Source organism: Moraxella lacunata (genome assembly GCF_900453205.1).
Taxonomy (GTDB): domain Bacteria; phylum Pseudomonadota; class Gammaproteobacteria; order Pseudomonadales; family Moraxellaceae; genus Moraxella; species Moraxella lacunata_B.
In genome coordinates, this window is the sequence record NZ_UGQU01000001.1 from 103,681 (window position 1) to 116,607 (window position 12,927).

The following is a 12,927-nucleotide window of genomic DNA, read 5'->3' on the forward strand; positions in this document are numbered from 1 at the left end:
GACGATAATAGGTGGTTAATCGCAGTATGGGTAAATAAGGGGCTAGGTATGATGCTGGATAATTTGCGAGCGATGGCAATTTTTGTGGCGGTGGTAAAGCATGGTTCATTTAGTGGTGCCGCTAAAGAACTAAATATTACCACAAGTGCAGTTAGCCAACAGATTCGCTCATTGGAAAACGAGCTTGGGGCGGTGTTATTGCAACGCTCGACACGCAGAATTAGTCTTACCGAAGTGGGCGAGTTGTTTTACCAGTCAGCCTTAAAAATGGTAACGGCAGCCGAGATGGGTTGGCATCAGGCAAGCCGTTTGCGTGATGACGTCATGGGTAACCTAACCATTGCGACCACGCCACAGGTGGCTTGCCAATATCTCATGCCTGCTTTGGCAGATTGGTTGGTGCAAAATGAATCTTTGTCGCTACACTTTATGGTGCGTGGGGAAGAGCTTGACATGACTCATGACCGTGTGGACATCTGCGTGGGTTTTGTCGATGCCAAAGAAGTAAGTGAACATGATAAAAATGATGTGTTACTGACTTATGTGCCACAGTTATTATTGGCATCGGGCGACTATCTGGAGAGGCATGCACCCATCCACAGCATTGATGATTTGGCTGAGCAGGATTTTATTTTGTTAGACGGCAATCGCACGATAACCTTCGCCACAGGCGAGACGGTCGCCATAAAAAGTCGCCTTACCACCAACAGCTCTAAAATTGCCCTAAAACTTGCCATGTTGCACCAAGGAATCATCAAGGTTAATGCCTTGGACGCTAAGCCATTCATCCAAAGTGACGAGCTTAAAAACGTGCTGGCAGGGCATGAACTACCGCCCTTGGCATTGGTGGCAAGACTGCCCGATAAAGAATTTCAGCCCATCAAAGTGCAACGTTGTTTGGATATTTTGGTAAAGCATTTTGCTAATCTTGAATAAAAATAAAACGCTCATCATTGAGCGTTTTTTGCGACATGGCGTTTTACCAATCTATCAGCGTCCGTGCGACTGTCTAATGCCGAGAGCAGGGCATATGCCCCAATAAATTTGCGACTGATGAACATCAGCTCTTTGGGTGGCAGGCTAAATTCTGGCGACTGCATGCCTGATTTGGCGGTGGTCATGACACGCTGATATAGGTCGCTCTTTGCCCAGATGTATTTGTCATCATCAAGATATTCGCTGTCCACGGTATCGCTGTCGGCAAATGGCTCACACGCCATGAGTAGTACGTCCGCCACGTCATCTTGGGGTTTGCCAGTTAGTTTGTCAAAAAAATCATAGCCAGTCATCGCATTTTTCATCATCGTTTTGTCTTGATAATGACCTGCGATGAGTAGATTTTTGGCAATGGTTAATAATTTCTCATCAAATTGTTTAATCGCCCCAAAATCTAGGAGTACCAATTTGTCTTGTTCGGTAACATCATCAAGCCTGACCAAATAATTGCCAAAATTGGGGTCGGTTTGCATCTCGCCCCATTCAAAAATCTCTCGTATGACAATGTCAATGGCGGATTGCCCTAAGTGATTACGGCGTGTTTGATTTAATGATTGCAAGGCAGGGTCATTTAAATGAATGCCCGCTTCATAGCTCATGCAAATCAGGCGGGGCGTGGAATAATTATCATAAATGGTCGGTACGATATACCGCTCATCGTCTTTGAGATAATCGGCAAATCGCTTGGTGGTGTTTGCTTCCATGACATAATCCACTTCCCGATGTAATAACTGCCTAATCTCGCCAAACCAGTCATCTAGGGCTTTGGTTTGGGGGACGGCATTGGTTACTTTTAATAAATGCTTAAATAACGACAAATCCGAATCAATGGCTTGGGCGACATTGGGGTATTGGACTTTTAGGACGACTTCTCGCCCTGAATATTTGTGCGTGGCTTTGTGGACTTGGGCAAGGCTTGCCGTGCCAATGGGTGTCCGCTCAATCTCAAAATCATCAATTCGCTCGCCCAGCTCCGCCCGTATCGTCTGATAGATGATGTGCCACGCCAATGGGGCGGTCTGAGCGTCTAGGGTGTGCAGGGCATTGACGACTTCACGGGGGAGCATATGCTCGCCATATAACGCCAGCATTTGTCCGACTTTGACGACCGACCCTTTTAATTTGCCAAGCTCTGCCACCAAATAATCCGCCTGCTCTTGCATGAGCGTGTGTTTTTGGAGTTCCCGCTGTTCTTTGGATAAAAAAAGCCCCGTAACGCCACTTTTCGCCCAGTTTTTGCCGATGTTTAGGGAAGTTTTGGCAATGCTTAACTGGCGAGAGAATGTGGATGTTTTTACGGTATCTAGGGGCTTTTTGTCGGTCATTGAGCTATCAAATCATTTAAAATTGGGGATTATAGCAGAAAACGGGGGTTTTGGCTATGCTCTTTTGGGGTAGGGCGTGGTTGGGTGTTGGCGGTAGAAAATGCCAAGCTTATTGCTTGGCATTTAAATGAATTAAATCAAAATCAGCCAATTATCATTGAGCCAATTTGCACAACTTGCCAATAAGTCGTTATCCAAATCACAAGATAAGTCATCAAACGTAATCACGTCATGATTGGTAAAGCGGTTAATGAGTGCCAGCTCTTTGTCATTAAAACACACACATTCGCCATTGATATACCACTCATCGTTTTGTCGGACGAAACGGCAGGCAGGATTTATCATCAGGCATTCGCCATTTTGTAAGCGCTCGGCTAGCTCATCAGGGGTAAGTTCGTCATCAAAGGCAACCAAATCATATTGACGTTTGCTAACCAATTCGCTTAATGCTTGGGTTAAAATGGCGTTGCCTTTATCAGAATTTAGCAAATTGATAAGCTCATTTTTTATGGCAGAAATGCTCTCGTCCGTGAGTTCATAAGCATTGTCTTGCAAGGCTTGGGGCAGGATAAGCGGAGAGAATAGGGCGTGTTCGCCTGTGGCAACGTCCGCCACTTCGTCTAGGATTTGCACCATGTTGGGACGGCGAAACCCAAAGCTAAATGTCAAGCAGTCGTCCATAGCGACCCCATAATGGCTAAGGCGTGGCGGTACATACAGCACGTCCCCTGCTTCTAGGATTTCATCAAAAATAATCTGCCCCATGTCGTCAAGCAGGCGAATGGGCTGACCTTCAATAAATGGCGTGTCGCTACCACACATTTTGCCCAGCGTCCAACGGCGAGAGCCATAGCCTTGTGCCAAAAACACGTCATATTCATCATAATGTTCGCCCACCGAACCGCCTGCCCCAGCGATTGATACCATGATGTCGTCTTGTTGCCATTTTGGAATAAAATCAAAGGCTTGCCACAGCTCGCCAAGCTCGGGCGACCATTGTTCTAAGTTTTGCACCAGCACCGTCCACAGGCGTGGCGTGTCTTGCAAATCTTGCTCGGTCAGCGGCGAATTTTTGAGCGTCCACTCCTTTGGGTTGTCGTCTTTTTGGGCGATGAGCCGTGCCGAAACACCGTCTTCTATCGCCAAATCAAGCACGTCTGTCGGCTCAAACATACCCACAAGGGCAGGTAAACCATTTTTGATAAGTAAGGGCTTTTTTTGCCAATATTCTGCCAAAAAAATCTCGGGCGTGATGTCGGCAGGCAGGCAAAAGGGCAGTTTGTCGGTCATGGGTGTCTCTTTTTGATAAATCTGTTATCTTTAAAAGTGATGTTGTTAATCATTGGTATGTTTGAAATTATCCAAAATCATTAGGGCGAATGTGATTCGCCCTTACCAAATTAACACAAAGTTTAAACTTTCTATTTTATCAATTTTTCCCCCAAAAAACCATTTTTACTACAAATTTAATGACCGATTTAAAAAGCGGTTTAAAAATGGGCAATTTTTCTTTATAATGGCAATTTTATCCAATTAAGAGAATATCATGTCAGACACCCATTTAGATGACCAGTTTAGCGATGATGCCGAGCAAGAATTTGACGGCTTGGGCAATTTAGATGAGCTAGAAAATGGCAAATTAAGCCCTGCCCAAATTGATGAGCTACACATTCAGCTTGATGAAGCAGGACGAAACTTGCGTACCATTCGGGATTTTATCCGTTTTTGTGTGAGCAAACTGCGTGAATATGGCGTGGTGGTGGCACAGGGGACGACCGATGAATTTGCCGAAAGCTCTGCCATTGTCCTGCATACGTTAAACCTAGATTGGGGGGCGAATCCTGAGATTTTGGATTGTCGTTTGACTGACAGCGAAAAGCAGGCGGTGCTTGATTTGCTCGCTGAGCGGATTATTCAGCGTAAGCCTTTGTCGTATCTCATTAACTTAGCGTATTTTTGTAATTTGCCGTTTTATGTGGACGAACGTGTACTTATTCCACGCTCGCCCATTGCTGAGCTTATTAATCAAAACTTCTATCCGTATTTTGACGTGGATAATGCCAACAAAACCAAATTTTTTGCCCATGGTTTACAAGAGTTGCAACTGGCTCCGCCTGAGCGTATTTTGGATTTATGCACGGGGTCGGGTTGTATCGCCATTGCTTTGGCGGTGGCGTTCCCTGATGCCAACGTGGACGGGGCGGATATTGATAAAGATGCCTTGGAAGTGGCATGGACAAACGTAGAACACCATGAACTGTCTCATCAAGTTAATCTGATTGAGAGTGATTTGTTTGCCAAAATCCCTGCCGAAAATCAGTATGAGCTGATTGTAACCAATCCGCCTTATGTGGATGCGGCGGTCATGGCGGAGCTACCGCCAGAGTTTTTGCACGAGCCAGAACACGCCTTGGCGGCAGGGCAAGATGGTTTGGATTTGGTACACCAGATTTTGTACCACGCCCCTGATTATCTGACAAAAGACGGGCTATTGGTGTGTGAAGTGGGCGACAGCGAATGGGCGTTACGTCAATCCTACCCTGAGATTCAATTTGACTGGCTCACCTTCCAAAAAGGCGGAAGTGGGATTTTTGCCATTACCTGCGAAGAACTTTTGGAATATCGCGATGAGTTTAAAAGACAGGTTGGGCGAGTAAATGGAGTGTAACATGTCAGGCAACACAATAGGACAACTTTTTACCGTAACCACCTGTGGCGAGTCGCATGGCGTGGGGCTTATGGCGATTGTGGACGGTGTACCGCCCAATTTGGCACTGTGCGAGGCGGATTTGCAAGCTGAGCTTGACCGCCGTAAACCCGGCACTTCCAAATTCGCCACTCAGCGTAAAGAAGATGACGTGGTGGAGATTATCTCTGGGGTGTTTGAGGGGCGTACCACAGGCACACCGATTGGGCTACTCATTCGCAACACCGACCAAAAATCCAAAGATTATGGCAATATCGCCACGACTTTTCGCCCCAATCATGCCGATTATACCTATACGATGAAGTATGGCTTTCGAGATTATCGTGGCGGTGGGCGTTCGTCTGCTCGTGAGACTGCCATGCGTGTGGCAGCAGGAGCGATTGCCAAAAAATACCTAAAAGAACGCTTGGGCGTTATCATTCGTGGACACGTTACCCAAATCGGCACCGAAAAGACAGACAAACTAGATTGGGATATTGTAAACCAAAACCCATTTTTTTGTGGGGATATTGACGCTATACCACGCTTTGAAGCCTTGGTTACGTCTTTGCGTGAACAAGGTACAAGCTGTGGGGCGAAATTAGAGATTTTTGCTGAAAATGTCCCTGTGGGTTTGGGCGAGCCGATTTTTGACCGCCTAGATGCGGACATTGCCCATGCGATGATGTCTATCAATGCTGTCAAAGGCGTGGAGATTGGCGATGGCTTTGCGGTTGCCGAGCAGTTTGGGCATGAAAGCCGAGACGAGCTGACCCCTGACGGCTTTTGTGCCAATCACGCAGGTGGGATTTTGGGTGGGATTAGTAGCGGGCAGACCATTCGTGTAGCCATTGCCCTAAAACCCACCGCCAGCATCACCACTGCAGGCAAGACGATTAACCTAGATGGTGAGGCGACAGACGTGATTACCAAAGGTCGCCATGACCCTTGTGTGGGCGTGCGAGCCACACCGATTGCCGAGGCGATGCTTGCCATTGTCCTGCTTGACCACTATTTACGCCATCGGGGGCAAAATTCTGATGTGGTTCAGCCAATGAAACCGATTGAATAGAATTTAATCATAAGGCTGATTATGTTATCCAATATAAAACGCAAATTTTTACCAATAGAGACAATAGCGATTTTCATCAAAGTATAAGAAAAAAGGTGCATCAATTAAAAGAATATTCTCTTAAAGATTGATTTTTGAGTGAAAATAATGAAATTTATCGTCATTGCTCTTATTTTACAAATCCTATTTGCCTTAATAATGGATTTTTTATATGTCAGAGTTGATGTATTCAAATGGCAAAATTATGATGATATGATTTATTGGATATTGATGATGGTTATTGCTTTACCTGTATATTTTAAGGGCTATTTTATTTTATATAAAAAGAAATGGCTGGCGGTAATTTTAGCCATTGTTTCTTTTATAATATTTGGGCTATTATCAGCAATTTTGGGATTGTTTTTTCATACCGAAGTGCTAAATGCTCCTTTATAATTGGGTGCTAGAAATGGTATTTTAAAACGATGCCTTACAATTACTTCAATGTTAATCATATAAAGAAATTTGCCATTTATTATGGTTTGTCATTATTGATGCAAATTTTGGGTATTTTTATTTTTATGTCATACCATTCTGGGAAGATTGGTGAAATTACCAATATTATTTTTGTGGTTTTATTTTCAAAACTTAATCTGATTATACAATTATTTTCTTTTAATTTTAATAGTGTTTTATCAGTTATTTATTTTATGATTTGTGGTGTTTTTTATTTAAATATTGATAAAATCAATAAATTTGTAAAAATTGTATTTTGTGTGATGATTGCATTTTTGGATTTTTATGTTTTGGTGTTATCAAATTGGACTTAGTTTTTATCGTTGGGAGTATCAATGACCCCTGCCATTCGTCTATTAAAAAAGCAAAAAATCGCCCACAGTATTCATGAATACGACCATGACCCAAATAACACCAATTTTGGGTTGGAAGCGTCCGAAAAGTTAGGTTTATCGCCTGATGAAGTGTTTAAAACCTTGCTCGTTACGGATGGCAAGGCGTATTTTGTGGCGATACTACCTGTTTGCCATCTGCTTAATTTAAAGAAAATGGCAACAGCTGTTGGTGTAAAAAAGCTCATAATGGCAAACCCTGTCGATGCTGAACGCTTAACGGGCTATATCGTGGGTGGGATTAGTCCCATTGGGCAGAAAAAACGCCTAACAACCGTGATACATTCGTCCGCCCAAGCCCTTGATAACATGTATGTGAGTGGTGGCAGACGTGGGCTGGATATTGGCATTGCCCCTGATGAGTTAGCGGGTGTTTTAACAGCACAATTTTATGATATCATAGATGAGTAATTTTTAATCAGAGAGGCTTTATGAAAAAATTAGTCCTAAGTGCGATGGCAGGTGCTATCCTACTAACAGGTTGTGCCACCACAGGCACGGATGGCACAAGCAACGCCATTAATACCGCAACTAATGTCGGTATGGCAGTATTTAAAACTGCTGTGGACACCCAATGTCGCACCCAGCTCAATGGCTATAATGCCTACAAAACCATCACCATGCTGATGACTACTGAACAAAAAACAGCTCTTGAAAACAAAGTATGTGGTTGTGTGAGCGAAAAAGCCCCACAAAGTGTCACCCTTACCGAACTGGGTCAAGCTGTCATTGATGAAAATGCTCGTGTGCAAATCGCCACATCTGCGGTAAGCAAGACGATTAATGCCTGCGTGAGTGAGTTTGCTGGCGGTATTTGATAAATATAAATCCAAATCTCGTGTGAACCCCACCCAAAGCTCGTCACTCTAACCTTTGGGGTGCTTTCTATAGCAAAATACACAACACTTTTAAACTGGTTAAAACGCTACCAGTCCTTTGGTGCAATGAGACTCATACCCAAAGGCAAAAAAGCAATGTCAAACAAAACCAAATCAACTTGGAAAACCAAACAAGATTACGAGAAAAGTGTGGATGATTTGCTTCATGAGCTTGCCTATTTGCGTGCAGAGAACGACTACCTAAAAAGCCAAATGCCTTAATTCGCCAAAAGGAACAATCAGTACAAACAAAAAACAAGTCCTGATGATTCAAGAATTAAGGCATAAGCACAAACTTAACGACTTCTTGGCAGTGTCAAGCTTGCCAAGAAGTGTGTTTTATTGCCACATTCGTCAAAGCAAAAAAACCAGACAAAAAACTTGTCTTTAAAAGAACAGATAAAGCGCATCTGCTACCATCACAAAGGCAGGTATGGCTATCGTAGAATCACATTACAGCTTAACAATCAGCTTAGTCAAAAAGGCATGGTTATTACACAAAAGAGTACCAACGACTCATGCAAGAGATGGGCTTAAAAGCCAAAATCAGACAGCAAAGGTACAAAGCTTACTCACCTTATCAAGGTAAAGAGTAAGACAAGATTAAAGACAATGTCCTACAAAGAGACTTTAACGCAGACAAACCCAACCAGAAGTGGACAACGGATGTGACAGAGTTTAGGGTGGCAGTGAAGTCAAATCACAACAGCAGTAACAGCACAGCTTACCAAAAACTCTACCTATCCCCCCATCATCGACTTGTTTCATGGCAAGATTGTCAGTTGCACAATAAAGGATAGACCAACATACACCCCACAAACCCCAAATATGCTACAATACCCTAACACCCATCAAATAGAGCTTTAAATACCATGACCTACTCCTTAGACTTTCGTAAAAAAGCTTTGGCACCCATCAATGACAAAGGCATGTCTTATCGCAAGGTACACCCAACCAACTTGATATTTACCACGGGTTTGTAGGGGTGTGCTGAGCACACCCTTTGATGACATTACCGTGCAAGGCATGCTCAGCACGCCCCTACGTCCACACATCATTGTGTTTGTGGTAATTTTAAAGTTTCTTGGGTGTACAAGTTAAACTACTTAAACTACAAGCTAGCACCAACAATTGCTTTAAATAAGCAAGATTTGGCATTAAACCTTTACTTCTTATGAGTGGTTAGAGTTTTATTTTAAACAAAGTGCAAATAACTCTTAGTTTCTTGCAAGTATATTTTGATTGTGAACAGGTTCTTGGGGCTCTAAGTTTAAAGAAAGCCGTTATGGACAGACAAATTGCCATGAATGGTTTTCTTTTTGGCAGGGTTTTTAGTTGTATCCAATTATTTTAAAACCGTCACAGGGTCAATGTAGACGCCATTTTTAGCAATACGAAATTCTAGTAAAGTTGCCCCATTTTGTTGCTGTTTCATCTTGGCAATAGGGTCGCCCACACCGATTTTTTGCCCTTTGCGAACGCTGACATCCTTGACATGCAGGTAGCTACTGACAAAGCCGTCGGGGTGTGAGATAGTAATAATGCCACCTGTACTAGCATTGTCAGCATGTACCACCGTCCCTGAACGGGCGGCACGAATCGGATCATTGTTTTTGCCAATAAACCACATGCCTTCGGCCTTGGTGTTAATGCCGTTGATGTTGCTAATTTCACCAAAGTGACGCACAACTTTATTATCTTTGCTGACAGGGTATTCAAATTGCATGACGCCCACACTGCCGACCATGGGGTTTTTAACGGTAATCACCTTGGTTGTGTTTGTATTGGTATTTGAGTGTATGGGGCTTTGTGTGATACTGGTACTTGTGCCAGCTTGGGCGGGGTTTGATGTTCCCCATAGGGTTAGCCACTGCCCGACACGGATGGTGTGATTACTGTCTAGGCGATTGATGCGACGGTATTGTTAATTGAGTATACTTTTCTAGAAAGCCGTTCGTGGTGAGCTTGTCGAACCATAACGGTTTTCCTAGACTTCGACAAGCTCAGTCCGAACGGAAAACCTTAAAATCTATCTTTATTTAACAATACCGATGCGACTAACTTCACGCCAGTTAAGACCATAGCGAGCGGCGATTTTTGAGACGGTATCACCACGTTGGACTTGGTAACGCTGGGGCACGCCTTGTTTGGCATGGTTGCCACCAGCAGGCGTGGTGCGAGTGTTATTATTTGGCTGATAGGTGGGTTTGTTGGCACACGCTGACAGGATTAACGCTGTTAAAATGGCTACACCCATTCGAGTATGTGACAGTGTCACCCCTTTTGTAGTGAAAAAAGACAGATTAGCCATGGTTGTTACTCCTATCGTCTATGCCATTTACGGTAATAAGGCGTTCATCAATAAGGCGATACGCCACCAGTTTGCCACCCCACACACAGCCCCCATCTAACGCACGAACGTGGTCGGTGGCAATTTTTGCTTCTAGAGCTGCCCAATGCCCGAACAAAATCTTGCGTTTGCGTACCACTTTCCAATCAAACCAAGGACGATAACCCAAAGGCATGGTATTGCCAAGGCTTTCTTTGAATGAAAATTCAAGCGTGCCATGTTTGTCACACAGTCGCATGCGTGTCAGATAGTTGGCAATTAGTCGCAGGCGAGCATGACCTGTTAGCTTATCCGACCAAGGTTCGATGGCTTTGCTGTATAAATTGGGCAACAGCTTATCAAGCTCATCTAAATCACCGCCAAAGGCTTGTGCCAGTTCGTTGGCATAACCTTTGGCATTTTTGACCTTCCAATGGGGTGGTATGCCAGCATGGGTCAATACCGTTTTGTCGTTGGGATATACCAAAAATGGCTGATGACGTAGCCAGTTTAACAGCTCATCACAGTCAGGAGCGGTAAAAATCGGTGCGGTGTTGTCTTTGGGCTTGATGGGTAAAACACCCCGCCATGTGGCAATCAGCGTAATGTCATGGTTGCCAAGCACGGTGGTCAATGCCCCAATATCGGACAAACGCTTGACTTGTCTTAGGGTGTCTAGGGAATTTTCCCCACGAGCCACGATGTCGCCACACAGCCAGAGTTTGTCTTGGGTTTCATCAAAATCTAGGGCAACAAGCAGTCGATTAAAGGCGTCAAAACAACCTTGTAAATCCCCAATGACGTATTCATGACGATAAGTTTTTTGTAAATTGTTTGTCATATGATTTTATTATATCAATTTTTCTGCAATTTTTCAAAGGCGACATCGGACAGTCGTACAAAATCCGCCACACTCAGCGTCTCGGGACGGGCTTGAGGATTGATGCCTGCTTTGGCAAAATCATCATCATCCAAAGTTGGTAGCATACTCACACTTTTAAAAATCGCTCGCAAGGTTTTGCGTCTATGATTAAAAGTTTCACGCACGACATCGGCAAAGAGTTTTTCATCTTGGGCTTGCAAGGGTTTGACCTTAAAAGGCGTTAGGCGAAACACGGCAGATGTTACCTTTGGTGGTGGGTTAAACGCCCCATTTGGCACGGTCAAAAGATAATCAGCGGTGCAATGATACTGCATGATGACCGACAGTCGCCCATACGCCTTGGTGTTTGGCTCGGCAGTGATACGGTCAACGACTTCTTTTTGAAGCATAAAGTGCATGTCGGTGATGACATTGCTAAATTCTAACAAGCGAAATAAAATGGGCGTGGAGATGTTATAAGGCAAATTTCCCACCACACGAAACGCCCCACGCCCCACCTGCTTGGCAAGCTCATGATAGTCAATATGCATGGCGTTGTCATTAATGATGGTAAAATCAGGGTGGCTGTTCGCCCCAATATTGATTTTTAGACCATTTGCCAAATCACGGTCAAGCTCGATGACTGTCATGCCGTCCACCTCTGCCAGTAGTGGCTCGGTCAATGCCCCAAGCCCCGGTCCGATTTCTAGTAGGTTATCGGTGCGAGATAAGCGAACACTATCAACGATTTGGCGGATAATGCCTGTATCGTGTAAAAAGTTCTGCCCAAAGCGTTTTCTGGGGGCGTGATTAAATTCTTTTGGCGTGCGAATGGTCATGGTGTGTTTGTCTTAAAATTTAGCCAATTATAACACTCTTTGCCAAAAAATAAAAATTGGACGAACTGACCAGTCATTTTCATGATGGTAAGCTCGCCCAATGGGTAGATTATACTAACTTGAAAGGCTTTACAAGAACAAAGAGTCTTTAAGTCTTTGCAGTCAGAAATAATTACTGTACAGGATTGATGATTTCAGGATTTACTGAGATGACTTTGTTTAGTTTCCATACAGGAACGACTTTGCCTGAGGCTTCATCATCAACTGCCGTTTGGCTGATGTTTAGCACATAGCGGTTACCTTCTTCAAAGCTAAAACCTTCAATGTTACCACTTAGGACGTTATAGTTACGCTCGTGGGTACGGCGGTATTGTAGGCATTCGCTAGCAACGGCGTTACCTGCGGTGTCGGTAAGCTGGCAAGTGGCTTTGCGTGGGGCGATTTCGATGTCAAAGCTTGGGATGTTAACTACTTTAACAGCTTTCACTTCGCCTTCTACAGTCTTGACACGGGTGTCATCTAATTGAGTGCTGGCACAGCCTGTTAAGGTCAAGGCAATGATTGATGATAGGGCGATGATTTTTTTCATGGGGGTATCCTTAATTTAATTTGGTGTTGATGCTAAATTTACAGCAGGGCAGTGATTGCCTGCAAATTTATTGTAGTCTTTTTTTATTGCCATATTCTTTGTGGACTGTAATAAAAAGTAATAAAGCGTTGGTTTTGGCTTATTTTTAGCCACATTCATTACAAAACATACACGCATTTTGCTTTTTTTAAATTATCTAAACATTTTCTCAAATTAAAATTTGCCAAAAATAAAAGCGACATGATGGAGTGGTATTAATACACGTTTACAAAAAAATAGCAATCGCTTAACAAGTGGCGGATAATGATTTGTTATAATAGTCATTCTTTTTGTTTGGTAAGTTCCAATAGGTTTAGTTCCAATGGATTTATTATAACTTGCCAACATTGATTTCATTTCTCAACCATAGAGAATTAACATTAGAGAACTAACATCAAAGATGGTTAAAACATCTTTTGTATTAT

General features: G+C 43.5%; 15 protein-coding genes. 8 read left to right on the forward strand and 7 right to left on the reverse strand.

All coding sequences use genetic code 11. The features are described from left to right. The first annotated feature begins 48 nt into the window (after positions 1-48). Complete coding sequence (locus DX073_RS00560) at positions 49-936, forward strand: LysR family transcriptional regulator (RefSeq protein WP_258556836.1); 888 nt, start codon at positions 49-51, stop codon at positions 934-936. Positions 937-950: 14 nt separating this feature from the next. On the opposite strand, the gene DX073_RS00565 is transcribed toward DX073_RS00560, so the two are convergent. Together DX073_RS00565 and DX073_RS00570 are read right to left on the reverse strand one after the other, a co-directional pair. Continuing rightward, positions 951-2,321 carry an ABC1 kinase family protein gene (locus DX073_RS00565; protein WP_115004576.1) on the reverse strand — a complete coding sequence of 457 codons (1,371 nt, stop codon included), beginning with the start codon at positions 2,319-2,321 and terminating at the stop codon, positions 951-953. Between the two features lie 132 nt (positions 2,322-2,453). Continuing rightward, positions 2,454-3,611 (reverse strand): cupin domain-containing protein, encoded by a 1,158-nt coding sequence (locus DX073_RS00570; RefSeq protein WP_115004578.1) that lies wholly within the window; start codon positions 3,609-3,611, stop codon positions 2,454-2,456. A gap of 253 nt (positions 3,612-3,864) precedes the next feature. On the opposite strand from DX073_RS00570, the gene prmB reads away from it, so the two are divergent. The 7 genes from prmB (at position 3,865) to DX073_RS14970 (ending at position 8,381) form a co-directional block, all read left to right on the forward strand. Continuing rightward, entirely contained in the window at positions 3,865-4,989 is a 1,125-nt protein-coding gene (prmB, locus tag DX073_RS00575; RefSeq protein WP_115004580.1) for a 50S ribosomal protein L3 N(5)-glutamine methyltransferase, read from the forward strand. A gap of 1 nt (position 4,990) precedes the next feature. Continuing rightward, the gene (aroC, locus tag DX073_RS00580; RefSeq protein ID WP_115004582.1) at positions 4,991-6,079 is read left to right on the forward strand and encodes a chorismate synthase; all 1,089 of its coding nucleotides are present in this window, start codon (positions 4,991-4,993) and stop codon (positions 6,077-6,079) included. A 147-nt stretch (positions 6,080-6,226) separates the two neighbouring features. Further along, positions 6,227-6,514, forward strand: a complete 288-nt coding sequence (locus tag DX073_RS00585) for a hypothetical protein (protein ID WP_115004584.1) — start codon at positions 6,227-6,229, stop codon at positions 6,512-6,514. A gap of 395 nt (positions 6,515-6,909) precedes the next feature. Then, positions 6,910-7,377 carry a Cys-tRNA(Pro) deacylase gene (gene ybaK, locus DX073_RS00595; protein ID WP_115004588.1) on the forward strand — a complete coding sequence of 156 codons (468 nt, stop codon included), beginning with the start codon at positions 6,910-6,912 and terminating at the stop codon, positions 7,375-7,377. A 20-nt stretch (positions 7,378-7,397) separates the two neighbouring features. Continuing rightward, positions 7,398-7,784, forward strand: a complete 387-nt coding sequence (locus tag DX073_RS00600) for a hypothetical protein (protein WP_115004590.1) — start codon at positions 7,398-7,400, stop codon at positions 7,782-7,784. Positions 7,785-7,940: 156 nt separating this feature from the next. After that, complete coding sequence (locus DX073_RS14605) at positions 7,941-8,066, forward strand: hypothetical protein (protein ID WP_258556837.1); 126 nt, start codon at positions 7,941-7,943, stop codon at positions 8,064-8,066. 159 nt (positions 8,067-8,225) lie between these two features. Beyond that, complete coding sequence (locus DX073_RS14970; RefSeq protein WP_181814336.1) at positions 8,226-8,381, forward strand: helix-turn-helix domain-containing protein; 156 nt, start codon at positions 8,226-8,228, stop codon at positions 8,379-8,381. An 808-nt stretch (positions 8,382-9,189) separates the two neighbouring features. Here the strand turns inward: DX073_RS14970 and DX073_RS00610 are convergent. From DX073_RS00610 to DX073_RS00630, 5 genes are all read right to left on the reverse strand, one after another. After that, the gene (locus tag DX073_RS00610; RefSeq protein ID WP_147279657.1) at positions 9,190-9,612 is read right to left on the reverse strand and encodes a M23 family metallopeptidase; all 423 of its coding nucleotides are present in this window, start codon (positions 9,610-9,612) and stop codon (positions 9,190-9,192) included. 267 nt (positions 9,613-9,879) lie between these two features. Next, positions 9,880-10,155 (reverse strand): LysM peptidoglycan-binding domain-containing protein, encoded by a 276-nt coding sequence (locus tag DX073_RS00615; RefSeq protein WP_115004596.1) that lies wholly within the window; start codon positions 10,153-10,155, stop codon positions 9,880-9,882. After that, on the reverse strand, positions 10,148-11,014 hold the full coding sequence (locus tag DX073_RS00620) for a symmetrical bis(5'-nucleosyl)-tetraphosphatase (protein WP_115004598.1): 867 nt from the start codon (positions 11,012-11,014) through the stop codon (positions 10,148-10,150). The genes DX073_RS00615 and DX073_RS00620 overlap by 8 nt, the downstream gene beginning before the upstream one ends. 14 nt (positions 11,015-11,028) lie before the next feature. After that, positions 11,029-11,874 carry a 16S rRNA (adenine(1518)-N(6)/adenine(1519)-N(6))-dimethyltransferase RsmA gene (rsmA, locus tag DX073_RS00625; RefSeq protein WP_115004600.1) on the reverse strand — a complete coding sequence of 282 codons (846 nt, stop codon included), beginning with the start codon at positions 11,872-11,874 and terminating at the stop codon, positions 11,029-11,031. Positions 11,875-12,046: 172 nt separating this feature from the next. After that, a complete protein-coding gene (locus tag DX073_RS00630) occupies positions 12,047-12,463 on the reverse strand; it encodes a DUF4377 domain-containing protein (protein ID WP_112742245.1) in 417 nt (138 codons plus the stop codon). Between the last annotated feature and the right edge of the window lie 464 nt (positions 12,464-12,927).

Excerpts from the sequence above, each read along its gene's own strand:
- DX073_RS00560 (WP_258556836.1), top strand. The coding sequence starts at position 49 with ATGATGCTGGATAATTTGCGAGCGATGGCAATTTTTGTGGCGGTGGTA.
- DX073_RS00565 (WP_115004576.1), bottom strand. The coding sequence starts at position 2,321 with ATGACCGACAAAAAGCCCCTAGATACCGTAAAAACATCCACATTCTCT.
- DX073_RS00570 (WP_115004578.1), bottom strand. The coding sequence starts at position 3,611 with ATGACCGACAAACTGCCCTTTTGCCTGCCTGCCGACATCACGCCCGAG.
- aroC (WP_115004582.1), top strand. The coding sequence starts at position 4,991 with ATGTCAGGCAACACAATAGGACAACTTTTTACCGTAACCACCTGTGGC.
- DX073_RS00585 (WP_115004584.1), top strand. The coding sequence starts at position 6,227 with ATGAAATTTATCGTCATTGCTCTTATTTTACAAATCCTATTTGCCTTA.
- ybaK (WP_115004588.1), top strand. The coding sequence starts at position 6,910 with ATGACCCCTGCCATTCGTCTATTAAAAAAGCAAAAAATCGCCCACAGT.
- DX073_RS00600 (WP_115004590.1), top strand. The coding sequence starts at position 7,398 with ATGAAAAAATTAGTCCTAAGTGCGATGGCAGGTGCTATCCTACTAACA.
- DX073_RS14605 (WP_258556837.1), top strand. The coding sequence starts at position 7,941 with ATGTCAAACAAAACCAAATCAACTTGGAAAACCAAACAAGATTACGAG.
- DX073_RS00615 (WP_115004596.1), bottom strand. The coding sequence starts at position 10,155 with ATGGCTAATCTGTCTTTTTTCACTACAAAAGGGGTGACACTGTCACAT.
- DX073_RS00620 (WP_115004598.1), bottom strand. The coding sequence starts at position 11,014 with ATGACAAACAATTTACAAAAAACTTATCGTCATGAATACGTCATTGGG.
- rsmA (WP_115004600.1), bottom strand. The coding sequence starts at position 11,874 with ATGACCATTCGCACGCCAAAAGAATTTAATCACGCCCCCAGAAAACGC.
- DX073_RS00630 (WP_112742245.1), bottom strand. The coding sequence starts at position 12,463 with ATGAAAAAAATCATCGCCCTATCATCAATCATTGCCTTGACCTTAACA.